Annotated in this window: 22 protein-coding genes; 7 read left to right on the forward strand and 15 right to left on the reverse strand. The window is 34.4% G+C overall.

Features of this window, described 5'->3' with window-relative positions; translation table 11 throughout:
• Positions 1-439 precede the first annotated feature (439 nt).
• From LS81_RS03275 to LS81_RS03325, 11 genes are all read right to left on the reverse strand, one after another.
• Positions 440-1,087, reverse strand: a complete 648-nt coding sequence (locus LS81_RS03275) for a LutC/YkgG family protein (RefSeq protein WP_034345231.1) — start codon at positions 1,085-1,087, stop codon at positions 440-442.
• A complete protein-coding gene (locus LS81_RS03280; protein WP_034345234.1) occupies positions 1,080-2,543 on the reverse strand; it encodes a LutB/LldF family L-lactate oxidation iron-sulfur protein in 1,464 nt (487 codons plus the stop codon). The genes LS81_RS03275 and LS81_RS03280 overlap by 8 nt, the downstream gene beginning before the upstream one ends.
• A gap of 397 nt (positions 2,544-2,940) precedes the next feature.
• Positions 2,941-3,699 (reverse strand): urease accessory protein UreD, encoded by a 759-nt coding sequence (locus tag LS81_RS03285; RefSeq protein WP_034345236.1) that lies wholly within the window; start codon positions 3,697-3,699, stop codon positions 2,941-2,943.
• Positions 3,696-4,301: an urease accessory protein UreG gene (gene ureG, locus LS81_RS03290; protein WP_034345238.1), complete on the reverse strand. Its 606-nt coding sequence runs from the start codon at positions 4,299-4,301 to the stop codon at positions 3,696-3,698. Before ureG ends, LS81_RS03285 begins: the two co-directional genes overlap by 4 nt.
• 21 nt (positions 4,302-4,322) lie before the next feature.
• Positions 4,323-4,985 carry an urease accessory protein UreF gene (locus LS81_RS03295; protein ID WP_034345240.1) on the reverse strand — a complete coding sequence of 221 codons (663 nt, stop codon included), beginning with the start codon at positions 4,983-4,985 and terminating at the stop codon, positions 4,323-4,325.
• 61 nt (positions 4,986-5,046) lie between these two features.
• Positions 5,047-5,559: an urease accessory protein UreE gene (locus tag LS81_RS03300; RefSeq protein ID WP_034345243.1), complete on the reverse strand. Its 513-nt coding sequence runs from the start codon at positions 5,557-5,559 to the stop codon at positions 5,047-5,049.
• Entirely contained in the window at positions 5,560-6,072 is a 513-nt protein-coding gene (locus LS81_RS03305) for an AmiS/UreI family transporter (RefSeq protein ID WP_034345245.1), read from the reverse strand.
• A gap of 12 nt (positions 6,073-6,084) precedes the next feature.
• Positions 6,085-7,794, reverse strand: coding sequence for an urease subunit beta (ureB, locus tag LS81_RS03310; RefSeq protein ID WP_034345247.1), 1,710 nt, complete (start codon positions 7,792-7,794; stop codon positions 6,085-6,087).
• A 25-nt stretch (positions 7,795-7,819) separates the two neighbouring features.
• On the reverse strand, positions 7,820-8,497 hold the full coding sequence (gene ureA, locus LS81_RS03315; protein WP_034345249.1) for an urease subunit alpha: 678 nt from the start codon (positions 8,495-8,497) through the stop codon (positions 7,820-7,822).
• 370 nt (positions 8,498-8,867) lie between these two features.
• Positions 8,868-9,476 carry a penicillin-binding protein activator LpoB gene (gene lpoB, locus LS81_RS03320; RefSeq protein WP_034318827.1) on the reverse strand — a complete coding sequence of 203 codons (609 nt, stop codon included), beginning with the start codon at positions 9,474-9,476 and terminating at the stop codon, positions 8,868-8,870.
• On the reverse strand, positions 9,477-10,961 hold the full coding sequence (locus LS81_RS03325; RefSeq protein ID WP_034345251.1) for a COG3014 family protein: 1,485 nt from the start codon (positions 10,959-10,961) through the stop codon (positions 9,477-9,479). It abuts the gene before it with no gap.
• Between the two features lie 89 nt (positions 10,962-11,050).
• On the opposite strand from LS81_RS03325, the gene LS81_RS03330 reads away from it, so the two are divergent.
• From LS81_RS03330 to tatC, 7 genes are all read left to right on the forward strand, one after another.
• Complete coding sequence (locus tag LS81_RS03330) at positions 11,051-11,989, forward strand: tetratricopeptide repeat protein (RefSeq protein ID WP_034345257.1); 939 nt, start codon at positions 11,051-11,053, stop codon at positions 11,987-11,989.
• Positions 11,990-12,119: 130 nt separating this feature from the next.
• Positions 12,120-12,725, forward strand: coding sequence for an MBL fold metallo-hydrolase (locus LS81_RS03335; protein WP_034345260.1), 606 nt, complete (start codon positions 12,120-12,122; stop codon positions 12,723-12,725).
• Positions 12,726-12,746: 21 nt separating this feature from the next.
• Positions 12,747-13,529: a HesA/MoeB/ThiF family protein gene (locus LS81_RS03340; protein ID WP_034345262.1), complete on the forward strand. Its 783-nt coding sequence runs from the start codon at positions 12,747-12,749 to the stop codon at positions 13,527-13,529.
• 87 nt (positions 13,530-13,616) lie between these two features.
• Positions 13,617-14,387 carry a flagellar motor stator protein MotA gene (gene motA, locus LS81_RS03345; protein ID WP_034318846.1) on the forward strand — a complete coding sequence of 257 codons (771 nt, stop codon included), beginning with the start codon at positions 13,617-13,619 and terminating at the stop codon, positions 14,385-14,387.
• Positions 14,388-14,524: 137 nt separating this feature from the next.
• Positions 14,525-15,292 carry a flagellar motor protein MotB gene (motB, locus tag LS81_RS03350; protein WP_034318849.1) on the forward strand — a complete coding sequence of 256 codons (768 nt, stop codon included), beginning with the start codon at positions 14,525-14,527 and terminating at the stop codon, positions 15,290-15,292.
• Between the two features lie 22 nt (positions 15,293-15,314).
• Positions 15,315-15,809: a Sec-independent protein translocase protein TatB gene (tatB, locus tag LS81_RS03355; protein ID WP_081955893.1), complete on the forward strand. Its 495-nt coding sequence runs from the start codon at positions 15,315-15,317 to the stop codon at positions 15,807-15,809.
• 161 nt (positions 15,810-15,970) lie between these two features.
• On the forward strand, positions 15,971-16,777 hold the full coding sequence (tatC, locus tag LS81_RS03360; RefSeq protein WP_034345264.1) for a twin-arginine translocase subunit TatC: 807 nt from the start codon (positions 15,971-15,973) through the stop codon (positions 16,775-16,777).
• 547 nt (positions 16,778-17,324) lie between these two features.
• On the opposite strand, the gene LS81_RS03365 is transcribed toward tatC, so the two are convergent.
• The 4 genes from LS81_RS03365 to LS81_RS03380 form a co-directional block, all read right to left on the reverse strand.
• Complete coding sequence (locus tag LS81_RS03365; protein ID WP_034345265.1) at positions 17,325-18,296, reverse strand: KpsF/GutQ family sugar-phosphate isomerase; 972 nt, start codon at positions 18,294-18,296, stop codon at positions 17,325-17,327.
• An 842-nt stretch (positions 18,297-19,138) separates the two neighbouring features.
• Complete coding sequence (gene rplS / locus LS81_RS03370; protein ID WP_034318911.1) at positions 19,139-19,504, reverse strand: 50S ribosomal protein L19; 366 nt, start codon at positions 19,502-19,504, stop codon at positions 19,139-19,141.
• Between the two features lie 11 nt (positions 19,505-19,515).
• Entirely contained in the window at positions 19,516-20,193 is a 678-nt protein-coding gene (trmD, locus tag LS81_RS03375) for a tRNA (guanosine(37)-N1)-methyltransferase TrmD (protein ID WP_034345266.1), read from the reverse strand.
• Positions 20,183-21,508 carry an outer membrane family protein gene (locus LS81_RS03380; RefSeq protein WP_034345267.1) on the reverse strand — a complete coding sequence of 442 codons (1,326 nt, stop codon included), beginning with the start codon at positions 21,506-21,508 and terminating at the stop codon, positions 20,183-20,185. The genes trmD and LS81_RS03380 overlap by 11 nt, the downstream gene beginning before the upstream one ends.
• Between the last annotated feature and the right edge of the window lie 81 nt (positions 21,509-21,589).

Here is a 21,589-nt window from a genome sequence, read left to right on the forward strand (position 1 = left end):
TATGTATCTTTAAATATATAAAGTTACATAATTTATATCTAGTAAAATACTAAAATTTACATATATTGTAATTATTGTTATTTTAACAAAAAAATTGTTTACTTTTGTTAATACAGCTAATACTTAATCTCCAACATACTAAAATCACAAAATACATAAAAGAAGTGCTTATAGCCAGATATTTACTATTGCACCAAAGCTTTTATGTTTATATCAAACCACTTGGTTGCTTTGTATTTGAGAACTTTTTTATTAATTTTCATATATAACGCAAAAATTAACCATAATAATGCAACACATAACAAAGAATGCATTACAAAATATTCGACATAAATAGTTTGAAGACAACAAGGATAAAAAAGATTCTAAACACAAAAATCTTTACATGAGATGACTTAATACTACCCCTCCTTTTTATACAAAATAACTTTAAATTATTTCACTCATATAGCACAACATATACATTCTGTGGTCCATGCACACCAAACACAGTCTGCAACTCAATATCAGCCGTCCTGCTAGGTCCTGCTAAAAATACAATATTTGTTGGCAAATTGGAATCTTGTCCACTAGTTCTTAGTATCTTAAATGCAGCAAAGAGATTTGGCACAATAGAATCTTTATGTAGTAAGATGATACAAGTTTTAACAACAAGTGAAGCTAATCGAGGATTACACTCACTCGTCCCAAGTCCAACTATACCAAGATTTGCAACGCCGACTTGAGCATGCAAGATACTTGCTTCAATACTAAAAAGCTTATCACGTATAGAATCTACGCTTGTGTCATAGAGCATTGTTTGCGTTTGCAAAGATTCTACAGAGAAGTCTTGCATATTCACAATATTTTTTGCACAAAGCAGCTCTTTAATATCGCATTTCCTAATAATCTCATTTATGCTATGCGATAGAGAATCCTTTGTTGTTGTTATAAGATGTGCCATATTTGCTTTTTGATACTGCGTATAAACAGAAAGCAAATCCTCTCTATCATATATCATTGTATCAAAATATGCGGGTTGAACTGATTGTATAGGATTTGTGCGACTTGCTTCACGCACTGCTTGTAAAATGCTGTCTCTACTCATAGATTACCCCTTTCATTTTCTTTATCTTTGCATGGAGATTTCCATTTAATGTTGGCATTTCGTGATTTTGCAACCATTTACCAAGCATACCTTTTTGCGCGAATGGAGATTGTGCGACATAATGCAACAATGGTGAAAAAATATGCATCATTTTAAACGCCATACGCCACTTAAAGCCACTTGTTGCTGCCTTGCTAAACTGATGCATCATCTTTTGTTCTTTGGGATCTCTATGCGTCTCATGATAGCCTGCTATCTTCATGCGTCCCTGCCCCACTTTTTCACTACGCAAATCACGTATAAGCTCAGCTAATGGGATTTTAACTGGACACTTTTCACTACATCGCCCACACAAACTACATAAATTTGTCATATATCCGCAGTTATTTAACCCAAAAATTTGTGGTGAAATAACTTCACCAATTGGTCCAGGATATGTTACAAGATAGGAGTGCCCTCCAATTTTGTCATACACTGGGCAATGATTAAGACATGTACCACAGCGAATACAACTCAAGGCTTTATGGAAATGCGGCTCAGCAAGCATTTTTGATCGATTGTTATCAAGCATAATAATATGCACTTCCTTTGGTCCATCAAGCTCTTTCTCTTTTCTTGGACTTGAGATAATATTATTATAACAAGTAATGGGTGCACCTGTAGCCGATGGTACAAGCAAGGTATCCAACACACATGCATCTTCGAAACTTTCAACAAGTTTTTCAATACCACAAATTGCCACATGAATATCACATGCACTAGAACTCATGCGTCCATTACCTTCATTCTCAAGTAGCCAAATAGCCCCTTCATTTGCAATGGCAAAATTAACACCTGTTAAACCCATTTTAAAACTTTGAAATTGATTGCGTAAATGCACTCTTGCAATACCATTCAACTCTTCTGGAACATTTGTAAATTTCACCTTAAGGTTTTCTTCAAAAATTTTCCCAATTTGATTGCGATTTTTATGAATAGCTGGAACCACAATATGCACCGGAGTTTCATCTATAAGTTGAATAATGAGTTCACCTAAATCAGTTTCTACTGCTTTTACACCCTTTTTCTTTAAGAAAGCATTTAGATGGATTTCTTCGCTTGCCATAGACTTACCCTTGAGGATAGTATCTACATTTTTTTCTTTGGCAAGATTGTAGATAATTTCGTTTGCTTCTTTAGAATCTTTTGCCCAATGCACTTTTATGCCCTGCTTTGTTGCATTAGATTCAAACCTTTCTAAAAGCTCTGGTAAATTACTTAATGCACGTTGTTTAATTTGCCTACCAAGTTCACGTAAGCCTTCCCAGTCATAATAACGGTTAGCAATCAATTTTTGTCTGTTTGCTTTTAAAGCATCCATAGATGATTTTAAATTTGTACGTAATTGAGAATCGCTTAAATGTGTAACAATAGAATCATGATATTGCGTTGGTGAATAGTATGTATTTGCACTCATCACAAAACCTCTCTTTAAATTAGAATCTTCTATCCAAATATTCTAGCGATATTCTACAATTTTTATTTTTATTTACGTGATTTTATGAATGTGAAATGTAAAATAAGGAAAATTAGTAAAGTTTCCATGGGAATTAGTGGATATTTGTATTCTAGGAGGCTAGATTTAATTAAAGTTTTATGTTCTTCTAAAAACATACACACATGTTCTACATCACACATGAAAGATTATTTAAGATTTAAGCCTTATGACAAGTTATACCTAAAACCTTACATACATGCTTCACAAATACTAATGATGATATTCTCATCATATTAAACCTAGTCAATCAGACTAGAAGGAGTTACAAAGAAGGCAGAATTAATTCAAATTATAATCTCATTTATTATACATTAAATTATCCGCAAAGCTTAATTTGCAGATCCAATAAATCTTCACTCTCGTTTGCAAGAGCCTTTATAATAATAATATCACCATGCACACTTAGGGCTGCATATATCTTAGAATCTTCTATGACACTTTGCAACTTTTCTACATCTGCACTTTTATCATAAATCAAAAAATGCAAGTAGTGTGTAAAATTATGAAACATACAGATATTTGTAAGATACATGTTGTCTGGCTTTAGATTCATATTATCATAAAATAATAGTATATTGTTTTTGTAGATAAAGAGCTTTTGGTGAAAATGCTTAAATAAAAAGATTTCATCTCGAGCTATGCGTCCTGCACAAAAAATCTCACCATAATAAAGTGTAGAGTTTTCTTGCAGATGTATTGTGGTTGTATTCTTAAAGCTTGAGTTAGCAAAAGGAATACAGGGCAATGGCGTATATATAAGAAATGCATTATCAGCAATATTTAATGCTGTGTTACGCATAGCGTAGTCATTTTGTGTATTATGGATTTTTTCATAGCTTTGTGAAGTGATTTTTAACTTACTATACTCTTGTATATCAAATACTATTGTTTGTTTATCCCCTGCCATAAGCCCTGCTGATACATTGAGAAGCATAATATTTGCCATATCATTTTCATACAGTGGAGCTATAAGCTTCAAAGGTGGGGTAAAAAACATAGATTCTATAATTGTTTTTCCATTCACGCCTTTTTTTGTACGGCAGTAGAGATTACTCTCTTGTGCGTAACTACTCACGCTAAATCCTCTAAAAGTGCATACTTTTTAATCCAAGCGACTACTTCTTGCAGTCCAACCTTATTTTTAATATTTGTGAATATAAAGGGTTTATCTCCACGCATTTTTTTAGAATCTCTATCCATCACCTCAAGACTTGCCCCAACATGTTCTGCCAAATCAATCTTATTGATAATAAGTAGATCTGAACGTGTAATCCCTGGACCACCTTTTCTTGGAATTTTATCACCACCTGAAACATCGATGACAAAAATCGTGAAATCTGCCAACTCTGGGCTAAAAGTTGCAGAGAGATTATCTCCACCACTTTCAATAAAGAGAATTTCTAATTCACTAAATCTAGCCGACATTTCCTCTACTGCACAAAGATTCATAGAGGCATCTTCTCGTATAGCAGTATGCGGACAACCACCTGTCTCTACACCTATAATCCTATCTTCTGGTAAGACAGAATTCTTGCACATAAAATTTGCATCTTCTTTTGTGTAAATATCATTTGTTATAACAGCAACTGAATAATCATCACTCATAAGTCTTGTCAAACTCTCAATGAGAGCAGTCTTACCGCTACCCACTGGACCACAGATTCCAATCTTTACCATAATTTATCCTTTTTATAAAAATTAAGACATATAGAGTCTTGAATGTAGTGTCTCATGCAGCATACCTTGCATATCATTATGTATAACTGCATTACAAAAATCATCTTCATCTAATGTTTGAATCTTTTCATATATAGACATAAAGTCTGTATGTAATTTTGCAAGTATAGCTTGTCCATCATATTGGGAAAGTGGGATAAGCTTCACACAATTTGTAAGAGTATTTGAGATTTGTGCATATATATAGTGTTGCAAAGATTCCTTAAAATCAATACCCATTGTTTTACAAAAAACCGCATAAGCACTAGGATGTGTAGGATATTTACACACTCTTATATATTCCTTAAATAACAAAGGCAAATCTAGCTTCATAGACTCTAAAGTTTTAATAAAAATGGAGCCAATTTTTTGCATACCTAGTCTTGTTTCCTTCGCTGGAGTTGAAGCATTCATCAAAGATTCCAAATATAAAATAGATTCTAGAGTTTCTGCTTCATAAACAAGCTTTATCATAAGTAAATCCGCATAAAGCATTTGTGTATAAAGTAGAGATTGCAGATAATTATAAGCCTCATCTTTATTTGTGATTAAACCTTTCTGCACATAAGTTTCTAGTCCAAAAGACTGCGTATAGCTGCCAATAGGAAATGCTGAATCATTAATTTGTAAAAGCAAGAAATTCATGTTTTATAATCCTTTGCTTGATTGCTAATATATATTCAAAAGTTCTATAGCAGTGCATATCTCATTTACCATTTATTATTACTTTAAAATCTGTTCCAAGCTGTAACTTTGGCTCAACCGCCATAAGACTTGCTTGCAACCTATCTTTAGAGTTGAGCACTGCTTTCTCTTCTCTATAAAAAATACCATATTTATCAAGCAATCTTTGCAAGGGTTTTTCATAGGGTGTGCGAAAGTGAAACGCACTCTCTCCAAGAAATAAGGGCAAATGATAGTTGCCAATCTCATAGCAAAGTCTTGCAATGTCAAGCTCTGTTTTTACATAAATACTTAGAATCTGTGTTGGCACAATGGAAACTGCAATGACATGTTCTTTATCCCTAAACACAATATCACCATGATTTAACCCAATCATTAGAGGTTTTTCAAATCGCAATGCAATTTCTTTCCCCTGTGCTGAAGTATAACGTGCTATTCTTTTTCTTGTATCAAACCACTCAATAAAGATGAAATCCACCAAGATATCAGCATGTGCCATATCCTTAAGATTCCCCAATATTTGTGTAACAAGCATTTACAGACTCCAAATACCCGTCAATAATAACCAAGCAGGTATCCATGCTGTAAAAATACCTTCAAAAATAGCAAGATAAGGTGTAAATTTTAGCTCAATTTTCATAACACACTCAATAAAACCTGTAAGCCACAAAAATCCCCATGCAAGCCATATTACTGCAAATAAAATATGAAGAGTATCATCTTGATAACTCAAATATGCAGCTGGAATAGAGTTTATCGCAACAAAGAGGCTATACCAACCAAAAGCTCTTACATCAAGATTAAAGAGATTGTTGCAAGCAACGAATAAATAAGTAAAGCCAAACAATAAACCTGTAGCCGCAGCATAAAAATCGCTTTTATCATTATTGAAATCACCATGTACAATGGCTATAAGATTTACAACAACAGATAATAAACCTACAAAGATATTCATCACCGCAGTCGTTTTTCCATCGATATTGCTGATACGACATATCCCATTACTGATAAGCACAATGGCTACATAAAGTAGTATAAGCCCCAACATTATCGCTCCTTGTTAAAAAAGAGTGTAAAGTTGTCCTAAGGACACTTTATCAATTGGTTTTGAAGTGATTTTTTCTCCTCTCACTCTGACTTCATAGGTTTCAGAATCTACTTCTATTTTTTCTACAACATCATTATGTTTCATATCTCTTTTTGTGATATTTCTACAATTTTTGACTGGCAAAACATTTCTCTCTATACCATATTTTTCTTTGATATTAGAATCAAAAGCAACCTTTGACACAAATGTAAAGCCACAATCATATTTTGCACTGCCAATACTACCAAACATATCTGTATAAACCACAGGTTGTGGAGTTGGGATTGATGCGTTACTATCACCCATTTTTGCCGCAACAATCATACCATTTTTAATAATCATTTCGGGCTTCACTCCAAACATACTAGGCTTCCAAAGCACCAAATCCGCAATTTTATCTGTTTCAACAGAACCAACATAATCTGCAATGCCGTGTGCTATAGCAGGATTTATTGTATATTTTGCGATGTAACGTTTGATTCTAAAATTATCATTTTTGCCTTCTTCTTCCTTTAATGCACCAAATTCTCGTTTACATTTATCCGCAGTTTGCCAAGTCCTCATAATCACTTCGCCAACTCGACCCATAGCTTGTGAATCAGAGCTCGTGATAGAAAAGATTCCCATATCATGGAGAGTATCTTCTGCTGCGATCGTTTCAGGTCGGATTCTAGAATCTGCAAATGCTACATCCTCTTTAATATTTTTGTCTAAATGATGACATACCATAAGCATATCTAAATGTTCATCAGCTGTATTCTTTGTAAAGGGTATTGTAGGATTTGTTGAAGCAGGTAATACATTTAACTCTCCTGCCGCTTTAATAATGTCGGGAGCATGTCCACCGCCTGCGCCTTCTGTATGGAATGTATGGATTGTGCGTCCATTAATAGCTTCTAGCGTATCTTCCATACAACCAGCCTCATTGAGCGTATCAGTATGGATAGCAACTTGAACATCGTATCTATCTGCAATCTTTAATGCATGATTAATTGCTGCAGGTGTCGAACCCCAATCTTCATGGATTTTTAATCCCAACGCTCCAGCTTCTACTTGTTCACTCAATGCCTTCTCATTTGAGCTATTACCCTTGCCAAAAAAGCCAAAGTTCATAGCATATTGTTGTGTTGCTCTAATCATTTCGCGTATATGCCAACTACCTGGTGTACAAGTTGTAGCACTTGTACCAGCGGCAGGACCAGTCCCACCACCAATCATCGTTGTAATACCGCTGTATAATGCAGTTGGAACCTGCGTGGGTGAGATAAAATGTATATGTGTATCAATACCACCTGCAGTAACTATCAATCCCTCACCAGCGATGGCTTCTGTATTTGCACCAACAATAAGCTTATCACACACGCCATCTTGTGTATCTTTATTTCCAGCTTTTCCGATACCTGCAATTTTTCCATTTTTTATACCAATGTCTGCTTTATAGATTCCAGTGTAATCAATAATGACTGCATTTGTAATTACAGTATCTAATTCATTCTCACTATCGCTTACAGATTGTGCCATACCATCTCTTATTGTTTTTCCGCCCCCAAACTTAATCTCTTCTCCATATACCGCATAATCTTTTTCAATCTCTGCAAAAAGTTCTGTATCACCTAATCTTATTTTATCACCAGTTGTTGGTCCATACATAGAAACGTATTCTTGTCTTTTTATTTTTATCATGTCTTTCCTTTCTCTAACTCTAAACCTAGTTTATAAAACCTCTACTTTTTGCATTTTTCAAAGCCTGCTCTTTATTTGCCTCGCTTATTTGCCCATCAACTAAATCATTAAAACCATGCAATCTTTGATTACCACCAAAGCTAACAAGATTTACGCTTTTAGTTTCTCCTGGCTCAAATCTTACAGATGTACCAGATGCAATATCAAGCCTTTTGCCATAAGCCTTTTCTCTATCGAAAACCAAAAGTTTATTTGTTTCAAAAAAGTGGAAATGTGAGCCTACTTGTATAGGTCTATCACCTTTATTTGTGACTTTAATACTTATGGAATCTTTATTGGCGTTCAGCACAATTTCTTCATTTCTTAAGATAAACTCACCCGGATTAAGTTTGCCATCATCTTCAATAGGATTGTGGATTGTAACAAGCTTGGTGCCATCAGGAAAACTCGCCTCAATTTGCACATCATGAATCATACTTGCCACACCTTCCATTACATCATCTGCTTTTAAAAGTGTTCGACCTAACTGCATCAGTTCAGCGACGCTTTTTTTACCTTCTCGTGCATATTCCATAATCTCCATGGAAATATAGGCAACAGATTCTACATAATTTAACTTTATGCCTTTTTCCTTACGACTCTTCGCTAATGTGCCAGCATAATGCAGCATCATTTTATCTAACTCTCTGGGGGTCAATCTCATCGGTATTCCTTTATAACTAAAAAATAATCGCAAACGCCAGTTAAGTATTACCTTATAAGGCAAACAATTAGCAATATATTTTATATTATGTTGATTTTATGGTAAGTTTCCAATCTTATATTATCTTTTTGACACCTTTTTCTTGAAAAACTGCTTCTTTCGCTTTCTTTAATAAACTTCTATATAATCAACTTTTTTTACATAAAAAGTTTTACAATTTAAAAATTATCTAGAGATATTTTGCAAAGGTTTTATTTGTATTTGTATAGAATCTAACTGCAAGTTACTTTCTGAAGAAATTTTGCTTTGAGTATCTTTAATAAAATTTCACTCAAAGCATATAAAAAATTACACGATATGATTTGAGAATCTACCACGATACTTTACTATTTGGGGCTACTTTTATAATATGTGTATTTTCATCCCACTCTACCATACCCGTTTTTATATTTGTAAGCGTTAAGGTAAATGAATAATCTACTCTTTGTTTTTTACCTACTCTCGTATTTCTTTGTACAATAACACCTGACAGAGAAAGGTTTGGAGCAATCAGTGTGCCTTTTTCTGTTGTTGTATATTGATTAAATTCATCATTCTCTCTTAAATTTCTCGTATTATAAATCATATTGTCAGTTGTGCCACCACTACCACTGATCGCATTTGTAAGTTGAAATTTTCCACTCTTACGCATAGCTCTTGCTACTTTGCCTGTTAGCTCTCGCACATCAACTTGTTGCATAGTATCATTAATTACATCAGAGATAGCAAGCACTTGTTTGTTTTCTAGACCTAACACATATTCGCTATTCAAAAGACTTTGCACACTTTTATGCACTGCCGCCTCAATATCATGATAATCTATACCTACACTCGTATATTCTGCCGAATCTTGTGTATCAACATAGCTTACCTTACCGCCACAACCAATTATGCCAATAGCTGTAATGCCTATCACTACAGCTTTCGTCCATTTATACATTTAATCTCCTTTAATAACAGTATGAGCTACTGTGCCGCGATGCACACGCAAATACATAATATTATCCGTTAGGACGCACAATCTATCTTCATTGCCATTTTCATAATATCGTTTGAAAAATTTGATTCTAGCAGAGACATCTTTAGGCTTTGCTTTAATGAGTGTATCCAACTGATCTTTACTTGCTATTCTAGCTACCCTAGCATTGCATTCTTTAGTTATTGGAATCTCCAACAGCATATCGTTATTACCATAAACCTTTATGCTAGATTCTGTATTGGGGATTCTAGCTATCCATACACTATCTGATAAAACAATACTTGAACGTAAGTCAGCAGCAGTGGTAGCACGAAAAGCTAGGGCACTTGCAAGTCCAATAATCGCACCATATTCGTTACCAGCCGCACTAAGTGCTGATGTAATACCAAACTTCACCAATGCTCCAACTATGGCACGAGTAATTATTGATGGAAGTTGTTTTTCAAATTCACTCGCAAAAAGATTACTAACATTACTTATCAAATCTGCATCTGTGGCATTTATTTTGTAGGCACTATATGTAGGTTTTCCATTGACAAAGTCTGGTAAGGCTAAATTTATCGCATTTATACCATTACCAGTTACAAGTGGTTGTGAGATTGTTAATTCTTTTTTTCGTGCCAAACTCCCATCTTCAATGATAACCCAAGTAAATTTAGGATATTCTACTTTACCTTTACGAGATTCTAGGAGTTGCATATCTCTTGCTACAAGCTGGGCTTTGCTAATACCATAGGATTCCTTTAATAAATCAATAGATTTAGTAAAATCTTTTTCAATCATAAAATACAAACCAGAAACATAAGGTATAAGTGGGTTTATCATATCTTTATATACTGCGAACTGCCCCAAATTTGTATATTTTGTATTCAAAATATTATTCAATTCAGAATCTTTTGTGTTTGTTTCATAAAACGTGCTTTTTGCTTCCTCATTTGCTTCTTTTATTGTCTCATCATGTGCCTTTTTTATCTCTTTGCTATAATATTCCTTTGCTCTTCTCTGCCTATCATTTGCTCGGTTAAACTCAATCCTTGCTTGCACATTATCCCCTAAACTAGAGAATGCAAGGGCTTTATAAAAGTTTAATAATGCTCCTTCAAAAATCATACCATGATAGGGCATTGCCATATCATTACTCAAAGTTGCACCCACGTTTTCACCCACACTAGATAGCAAACCTTTTTCTTCATAAATCTTAAACTGCACTTCTGCCTGCTCTAAATCATCAATACTAAAATGTGCACCAAAATATGAGAACGTAAGAAAACCAGATTGCATTTTCCACAAAAGCCAATCATTGGACTTATTCTTCGTGGCTTTTTGTAAAGTTTTATAGGTTTGCGTGTAATGTTGTGTATCGTATTCTCTCTTAATTTGTGTATCGTATGGAGAACAAGCGGATAAAAAAAATCCAATTAAGACAAAAATAATAAAATTTTTCAAAGTTTCCTCGATACTATTGTAAAGTTTTTCTCTAAAATCATGAAATACTAATATAATTTCATGCAAAAATCAATTATTTGGGAGTAAATATGATGAAAAAGTCCTTTATAGTGTTTATCATTGCTATATTATCGCTCTTTGGGGTTATGTATGCAAAAAGCTACTGGGGACAAGGAGATTCTCACTATAAATCAAACTATCATGGACAAAGTTCATATTACAATGATCAATATAATGCACAAGTTGACTATGATTATGCATATAATCTCTATAAAAGAGGTGATTTAGAGGCTGCTTTATCCACATTTGCAAGACTTTGCGAACAAAATAATTATATTGCATGTTTGTCTGCTGGGATTGTGCAGGGTAAGTTACTTGATAATCTAGATTCCAATAGGAAATTTTTTCAATCAGATCAAAAGAGGAAAAAAGCAGAATATTACAATGCGATGATGGCATTTTACACAAAAGCATGCAATGGCGGCAACTATGATGCATGCAATAATCTTGCGTTCTATGAGCATACCACAAAGGCACAAAAAGACAAAGAAAAAAGAGATGAAGAAAACGCAAAAAGGGAACATAATAGAGCAATAGAGCTTTATGTAAAATCATGTCAAGCTGGAAATAAAGAAGCATGTCAAAATCTAGGCGTCATATATAGTGGGAATTTAGAAGATAAAGACAAACAGAGTGCAAACCTCATGCAGGCACAAAACTACTATGGTAGGAGCTGTAATATGGGTGATAATGTAGCATGTTTTAATCTTGGTGTATTACGCTACAATTACGCAAAAACAACAAGTGATTATGCACAAGCAATTCAGTATTTTAATCAAGCATGCGAAGGCAGTTATCCTGCTGCATGTCTCAACCTTGGAATAATCTATGAACGCGGTGTCACACAAGATATAAACGAGGATATAGCAAAGGCTATGCAATACTATACGAAAGCATGTTATCTGCAAAATGCTGATGCCTGTACTTACCTTGCAAAACTTGCCAATAAACGTAAAAAAATGCAGTAATATTTTACTTATGAAGTTTTTTATTGAGAGTTAAAGAAGTTTATGCTAGAATATTTGAGGTTTTAGTAAAATAATTATACAGACTATGTGTATATAGAATCTTGGGTGCATTTTTCAGAAGGTTATGGTTATGAAGATTCACAAATGTGCGTTTGGAGAATATCAAACAAATGCTTATATATTGCAATTCAATGGTTTTGAGTTCGTAGTAGATCCAGGTTATGGTGCGACAGATTGGGTTTTAAGAAATACTACAAACTTGCAAGCAATCCTTATTACACATGGACACTTTGATCATATTTGGGATACTTCTAAGCTGCAAGAGAAGACACAAGCAAAAGTATATTGTCCTGTTCAGGATTCTTTCATGCTGGAGTCAGATTGCTTTAATTTAGGACTAACACCATGTAAAGCAGATACATATGTGGATAACAATAAAAATGTTGTATGTCTCAATATAAATGGTGTTGATGTGAAATATTGGCATTTTCCTGGTCATACGCCTGGTTGCAGCATCATAGAGGTGTGTGGACATATTTTTAGCGGTGATTTTGTTTTTCAAAGAAGTATCGGACGATATGACTTTCCATATTCAAATAGTAACGATATGAAAGAATCTTTGGAGCGGTTTTTGCAAATCAAAGAAGACTTACCTATCCATCCAGGGCATGGCGAAGATACTTCAATATTTGCAGAATCATATAATATACCCATATGGATAAAGCATATCGCATAATAATAATTTGGTAGGTATAAGATGGAACAAGAAGAAGTATTAAAAGAGCGGTATCTAAGGCATTTAATGCTTGAAGATGTTGGGGAAGAGGGACAAAAGAAGCTTGATAATGCAAAAGTCCTAGTGATTGGTGCTGGGGGATTAGGCTCACCTGTGTGTTTATATTTAGCAGCTGCTGGCATTGGTCGCATAGGAATATTAGACTATGATATTGTTGAAGTGAGTAATTTGCAAAGACAGATTATACATGCAACTTCAGATATAGGCAAAGCTAAAATTTCATCAGCACAAGTAAAAATGAAGAATTTGAATCCAAATGTAAGAATTGATACTTATTTTGAAAAACTCACAACAAATAATGCTTTGCCAATTATGCAAAATTACGACTTTATTATTGATGCTACTGATAATTTTGCAGGTAAATTTCTTATCAATGATGCTTGTGTGTTACTCAATAAGCCATTTAGTCATGCAGGTGTTTTAAAATATCGTGGACAAACTATGACAATTTTACCACATGAAAGTGCATGTTTTGCATGTGCATTTGATGAACCACCTGCAAAAGAACTTAATGCAATATTTCGGGCAGGGCTTTTTGGTGTTGTTCCTGGTATCATAGGTTGCATACAAGCAAGTGAAGCAATCAAATATATACTAAACCTTGGTGAGCTACTCACTAACACACTGCTAACAATGGATATTAAGACCATGAATTTTAGAAAAGTAGCAATTCATAAAAACCCTGATTGTCGTGTATGCTCCAAAGAAAATGGAATTAAGGAGTTAAAAGCGTACCATGAGTAAAACGAGACAAAATAAGGTATTAAATAAAACTGCAAAGCTGGCATACAGTTTGCTTAGTTTACATCTAACTATTAAGAGAGGATAGGTATGGATTTAACAAGTATTTTAGGTATTATATTGGCAATCACAAGCCTTTCTGTTGGAGATATACTCGAGGGTGGAAATCCAGTGCATTTAGTGCATTTAAGCTCCGTTATCATCGTGATTCCGACCGCGGCAATGTGTGCGATGACAGCCACACATGCACATGCGGTAAAAGCAGCCTTTAAGGAACTAAAGATTGTTTTTGTGAATCCAAAAGTAAATATGAATAATACTATTAGGCAAATGGTAGAGTTTAGTTCAGAAGCACGTAAAAACGGACTTTTAACACTTGAATCAAGAGTGTCACAACTGGAAGATGACTTCACACGCGAAGCGATGTCAATGATTATTGATGGACGGGAAGCAAAAGATGTGCGTGAAGACATGGAGATTCAGATTGAGCAATTAGAACACTATTATCATAGTGCGGCACATTATTGGATTCAATTTGGTGAAACATGTCCTACGATGGGGCTTGTTGGTGCGGTGTGTGGTCTAATCCTTGCACTTACCTTACTTGATAACCCAGCGGCTATGGCAGCTGGTATTGGTGGTGCTTTTACAGCGACAGTTACAGGGATTATGGGTGCATACGCGATTTTTGGTCCATGTGGTCAAAAGATGAAAGCAAAATCACATGATATTATCATTGAAAAAGTGATGATATTAGAAGCAGTTGTGGGTATTGCAAATGGAGATAACCCAAGAAATCTTGAAGCAAAACTTCTAGGATTTATCCCACCAGGTGAACCAAAAATATCACAATTTGAATAGTATAAGCAACAATGTGATAGTAAATAGATTTGATTGGAGTATATGGAATCTGTGTGGCTACATATCCAATCCTGTGGTTGCATGTAGCTATGATAATGTATTGCTTCATGCAGTTAAGATAGATTAAGGAATAGAAAATGGCAAAAAAATGTAAATGTGAAGAATGTCCAGCTGGAGAGAAGTGGGCGGTTCCATACGCAGACTTCCTTTCGCTCCTACTTGCACTTTTTATTGCACTTTATGCAATTTCAGCAGCAAACACCTCAAGAGTGAAAGCTGTTACAGAAGCTTTTATTACCATTTTTGATGCAACACCTATGCCAGAACGCACCATGCCTGTAATGATTATTCCACCAGATCCTGGGACAGTTAGGCAGGAAACAAAAGATACGTTAAAAAATACTTCTACAAATCTTAATTCACCAACGACGGTTGTAACCATTACACAACTATCAAATCTTATACAAGATGGTGGTTTATTAGAACAAATTGAACAAGGAACAACTCTTAGACTTCCATCAGATATTTTATTTGAACCGGGTACAGCAGACCTTGTGAATCAAGATAGAAAAATAGAGCTTGATTTACTTGCAACAGCAATTGCAAAAATGCCACCAGAAGTTATGGTAAATATCAGGGGCTATACGGACAACTCAAGTCCAACAGGTTACCGTAATAATTATGAGCTTGCAGCTGCTAGAGCATCAAACGTTATGGAGTATCTAATGGGCAGAGGAGTTGATCCTGCTAGGCTTTCCTTTACTTCCTATGGGCAGTATAATCCTATCGTCCCAAACACAAGTGAAGTAAATCGTCGTGCAAACAATCGTGTTGAAGTATTCTTTGCAACAACAAAGACCTCAGTCCACGAAGTGCAAGGCGTATTAGAAGACATGCAACGATAGCATAGCGTGTAAAGGGGTATTCTTGTTAGGATTTGGAATTGGTGAAATTATTCTTATAGTAGTGGTTGCTATCATTGTGCTAGGACCTGATAAACTACCAAATGCACTTATTGAAATGGCACGGTTTGTGCGTGTTGTAAAAAAGACGATGCAAGATGCAAAAGACACGATTGATAGAGAAGTTAATCTAGCTGAGATTAAAAAAGAAGCGCAAGCCTACAAAGAGAAGCTAGAACATAGTGTCGATATTAGCAAGGAAATTAAGGATGCAGACCTTGTAAATGAAATACAAAAAGATATGAATGACATACAGCATTTATTTAAAGACTATAATCCAAAACCAATTCAACTTGACACGCAAACAAACAATACAGAAACAGAATCTAAAAACTATCATCACAGTGATGATTTGACACCAACTAGTAATGCAGAATCTATACATAACACACATGAGACTCCTGGTGTTTTACAAAATACCAATGAAATAGAAACCTCAAATAAGGCAAAGCATGTCTAATCATGTATTAACACAATCTTATCCTCACACAATATTTTGTGACACAAGATGCTGTGCAGCACAACTTTATACTCTTAATATAAGGAATAAGTTGTGTATGTCAAAAATCAATTTCACTGGTTATAATATCGCAACGAGTATAAAATAATTGGGGTATATATATGTTTGAAGAGTTAAGACCACATTTACAGGACTTGCGAAAGCGACTCATGCTTTCTCTCTTGAGCATTGTGATTTGCTTCGTGGCATGTTTTTCATTTCATGAAGAGATTTTTACATGGGTGCAAACGCCAATTTCAAATGCGTTTGCTAGTGGTATCAAAGGAAAGCTTATACAAGTTGCTCCAGCAGAATATCTTTTTGTGGCAATTAAAGTCAGCTTTTTTGCAGCCTTTGTAATTTCTGTACCAATTGTATTTTGGCAGTTGTGGCTTTTTGTTGCACCAGGTTTATATAAACATGAAAAAAAGCTTATTTTACCATTTGTATTCTTTGGCAGCTTTATGTTTGCCTTAGGATTGTTTTTTTGCTATGAAATTGTATTTCCGCTTATTATTCGTTATGTCCTTGCGTTTGGAAATGAGGTGGTTGAAGCAAATATAGCAAGTGATGAATATTTATCATTTTTCATTCGTATTATGCTTGCATTTGGCTTTGTATTTGAATTGCCTGTTATGGCTTTTTTCTTGGGTAAAATAGGACTTATCACAGATAATACACTAAAACGATCATTTCGCTATGCTGTTGTAGCCATATTTGTTGTTGCTGCTATTGTAACGCCGCCAGATGTTATCTCGCAATTACTACTTGCATTGCCCATGGTCGTGTTATATGGTGTTGCTATTATTATCCTGAAGTTTGTAAACCCAGAGAAAAAGCAAGATGAAATTTTGTCATCATCTAACAATATCGAGCAAACGCGGAAAGATGAAATACAAACAGAGATAGAGCAACAACTTAAGGAATAATTTTAATACGTTGTTAATTTATCCATCCGCATACAAGAAGAAATTAGTTGGTGTGCCTTCATATATGATCTTTGTTATAAATTGAATTTCAAGCATTAAAGGCAATACAAAAATAAGGCATCAAGTTAAAGCCAAATACAATCTTACATCGATTGCGTATAGCATAAGAAATTTCATACAACAGATATTTACAATGAGATATATTTACTCTTTTATAGAGCAAAAATCTTAAAAACACACTTTTAAAAATTCCTTAGTATCACAAAATTTGGATATAAGTGATGTAATTCTCATAATTCAATCTGAATTCTAAATGCTTCCAAGTGTTAGGGGAGTTATAATAAATTACATACATTCTTCCTTATAAATAGCAAAGAGTAGAATTGTGCAATATTTAATTTAAAATTCAAACATTTAAATACACAACATAATATGTTTTATGCACAATTTCTAGATAGGGCTTACTTAAAGACTTGCTTAAATAAGTAGGTGGTATATATCAAATTAACAACTTTTATTCATTCTTTAATTCAACGCTAAACACATATCACCTACAAAAGCCTGCTTGGATTAAATCATGCATATGAATGACACCCTCCAACACTCCATCTTTTGTCAAAATAGGTAATATTTGGATTTTAGAATCCTCAATAATTTTTAGTGCATCAAAGGCAAGCATATCACTACCATAAAGTACCTTTGGATTTTTTGTAGCATACGAAAACGCGATGGATTGCAAACTAAAATCTTTATCAAACATAGCCCTTCTTAAATCACCATCACTTAACACGCCGAGTAATTTATGATCTGAATCAACAAAAAACGCATTTCCCAAACGTCCATTTGTCATAACGCTAATTGCATCACGTAGACTCATTACAACATCAAGCAAAGGGAGTTCTCGTGTTTGCATAATATCGCTCACTTTGATAAAGAGCATACGCCCTAAGCTTCCACCTGGATGGAAGTTTGCAAAGTCATTTTTACTAAAATCCCTAGCCCTCATAAGACATATTGCAAGAGAATCGCCTAAAGCAAGTGTAAGTGTGGTTGAAGTCGTAGGGGCAGTTTGTATGGGACATGCTTCTCTTTCTATCATTATTGGTAAAAAATAATCACCAAGCATGGACATACGCGATTTTTTTGACTTTGACATAGTTATGATAGGCAATCCCATGCGTCTAATATGAGGCAGGATTGCCACAATTTCTTCACTCTCACCACTATAGCTAATTGCCAATACACAATCATCTTTTTGCAATACACCTAAATCACCATGCATAGCCTCTGTAGGATGCAAAAAAATACTCGGAGTGCCTGTGCTTGAGAGTGTCGCTGAAATCTTTTGTGCAATTAGCCCACTTTTGCCTACACCTATAAGCACGAGTTTGCCTTTCATGCTTAAGATATGTCTTATAATAGAATCTAAATCACTCAAGTCTCCATCATACGCTAGAAGAGCATTCCCTTCATCACGTAAAGTCTGCATAAAAATTGCCTTAAAATCACAAGATTCCATATCTAACCTTTTAATTATATATTATTTGCTTTCTCTAATGTGACTAATTTTAACATACTTTGCTTTAATGATAGGAATTATCTTCTTCTTATATTGCCTAATTATCTTAAGTTTGCTTATCACATATTAAATAGGTCGTCTTTATGTAAAAAATGCAATAGATAGATAAAAACTTTGACTTCACTTAGGTGTAAATATACTATATTGATTATAGAATCTTGCTTAAAATCTTGATATCCCAGTAGACAATCAAATCATTTAATGAGTAATGTATGACAAGTTGACTTAGCCCAGAATCAAGCTATTTATAAGTATAAGGCATAACGCTAAGAGGTAGGGGGATCGCAATAGCTTAGCAATTTTTATTTAAGAAAATTAAAGCTGTAAAAGATTTAAGTATTATGTCATTTGATGTTTTTGACACTTTGTTTTTATGCTTATGTTACAACCACGACCTATTTCTTTATCTAGCAGAATATATTCATGATAAACCAAACTACGCAATAGCTAGGATTTATGCAAAAGCTACCTCACACTATCACCATAACATGAGATATACAAAACAATATGCTCTTGATTCATATCATGGACTGATAAGATTGTAGAATCTGATTCTTTGATCTAAAAATGAGGAATTGTCATTACAATCACAAGATACAACAACAAAACCTTGAAATGTCAGAAGTTTAGTATCACAACAAATCCTTGAATAAATATTGCTATAGCAAGTAAAACGTATCTACCAAGAGATTTTATCTAGGACTTTTTTAAAGCCTTACAAAATCGTAGCCGCCTCTATATATCAAATAGCATTAGATATGTAGAGGTAAGGCACTAAAGACTTATCCAATCTTTTTCTTTAATTCCTTAATCCTTGCTGCCTTACCTCGTCTGTTACGCAAATAATACAACTTTGCACGGCGAACTCGCCCAACACGCAACACTTCTATTTTTTCTAAACTATCGCTATAGAGTGGAAAAATCTTTTCAACACCTATATTATTAGCACCCATTTTACGCACAGTAAAAGTCCTATCAACGCCATTACCACGTATTGCTATACATATACCCTCAAAGTTTTGCACCCTTGTTTTATCACCCTCTTTTATCTTAATTCCAACACGCAAAGTATCGCCCGCTTTGAACTGCGGCGCAGATCTATTTTCAAGTTGTGTTTTTTCAAACTGCTCGATATATCGATTTTTCATGACTTCCTCACTTATGATATTAATAAATCCGGTCTAAAATATTGCGTTTTCATCTTAGACATGGTAAGTTTTAAATCGCTTATTATAGCGTGATTTCCATTTAAATAAGCAGAAGTTGGTAAATTTTTTTTATTTTTTTCAACAAACTGCTTTGATTTTGTAAAATTTGGTGCTTCAAGCAAGTTAGACTCAAAACTTTCACCTTGCAAAGAAAGCTCATTGCCAAGCACACCATGTATATGTCTAGCAATCGAATCTGCCATGCACAATGCCGCTAACTCTCCGCCACTCAATATAAAATCACCTATACTAAAGATTTCTGTAGCATACAACTCAATAATGCGTTCATCAAACCCTTCGTATCGTCCACAAACAAAGCTAATATGACTATATTTACTAAGACGCACAGAATCCTTATGACCAAATTTTGCACCGCAGGGACTAAGAAATATAATACGTGAATTTTCAGCCTGCTGTAGAGCACAATCAAGAACAAATGGATCAAGCAACATGCCAGCTCCACCGCCAATAAGTGCATTGTCAACTTTTTTATGTTTATCCAACGCAAAATCACGGATATTAATGCATTCTACCTTAATCTTTTGATTACAAACAGCATGCCGCATGATACTTTGCCCAAAATAAGGCATAATCAAATCTGGAAAAAGAGTAAAAAAACTAAAACGCATAGGTTATAGATGACATAAGATAACTTCGATCAAGTATATTTCGACCTGTTAGCGCAATATCTGATTCATTCCACGCATCACTTTGCATAACATGCGTATAGTAATTTGCAATCAAGCCCAAATTCACAGTATCTATAATCTGCCAATCAACAATAAACTTTAATGAATATTCTATTGCACTAGGAGCAGTTGTATAACGCCCATTAAGCCCAAATGATAAAGATTGAACATATTTTGCCAGATTCTCATATCTAGCCTCAGTAAAAAGCAGCACACTAAGTGCATCAGGTGCCACGGAAGCATTAAGAGATGCACCTGTGCTATACACACTATTATCCCAAATATCTATGCCAATAGGGTTACCAAACATACCCATGCGCGCATTCGCATTACCAATATTTTTATAGATTCCAAGTGCTAGTTTGTATGTATCATAAAAATCAATATCCTGTCGCACCAAAATGCTTGAGGTAAAACCTGTAGGATCTTTAAAACTTGAGAAAAAATAATTATCCAAATCAATAATACTTTGGCTATGTATAGGGAAAAGTGCACTAAGTTTTGTGGTATAACTAATACTCTCTTTATTGCCAAATTCTGCACTAATACTAAATCCAGGCGCAACATATTCTTTTGCACCATAATACACATAGGCTTTTGTATCTAGGAACTCATTATTATAGCCAACTTCAGCATTAACAATTCCATAGGTAGAGTAAAGAGTACTAAAATCTGTAAGCCAACCATTCCCTACAAGTGCAACCGTGCTCGAGCCAAAAATCTTAACATGAAAATGATTTGCAAATCTAAATATTGCATTGATACCCTCAGCATAACTATCAAACCAATCATCATCTTCTTGCTCAAATCTTCCTGCTTTCACATTTATAGAATCTGTTTGATAGTATATATAAGCATTGTGCACAAAAATATTGCGAGTATTATCAGCATTTGCCTCTCTATCATTAAGATAGCCAGGATATGCACCTACATAATTATATGCCAAACCTTTTGTAGAATCATATGTCAGTCCAGCAGCAACCGCTCCTACCATAATCTGAAAATCGTTATATTTATACCCTACACTTAATTGTCCCAATGCATAGCCATAACTATTATTTGGCAAAGCCTGTTTCGTGCTAAATGCAGTTTTATTAAATATTTCTAAGCCACCATGTAAAAATACACCATTATCTTGCTTTATCACAGGTTCTGTATCTTTATATTCTTGATCCATTATTGTAATCTCATTTTGCCTTGCATAAAGTGCTGAAAAACAGAATGCAGAACATATGAGAATCCTATGTAATTGCATTATAACTCCTAAAAACAATCTAGAATCTATAAAAGACAAACCGAAATTATATGCTATTTCTGTTCATTTTATGCCTAATTA

Source organism: Helicobacter trogontum (assembly GCF_000765905.2).
Lineage (GTDB): Bacteria > Campylobacterota > Campylobacteria > Campylobacterales > Helicobacteraceae > Helicobacter_A > Helicobacter_A trogontum.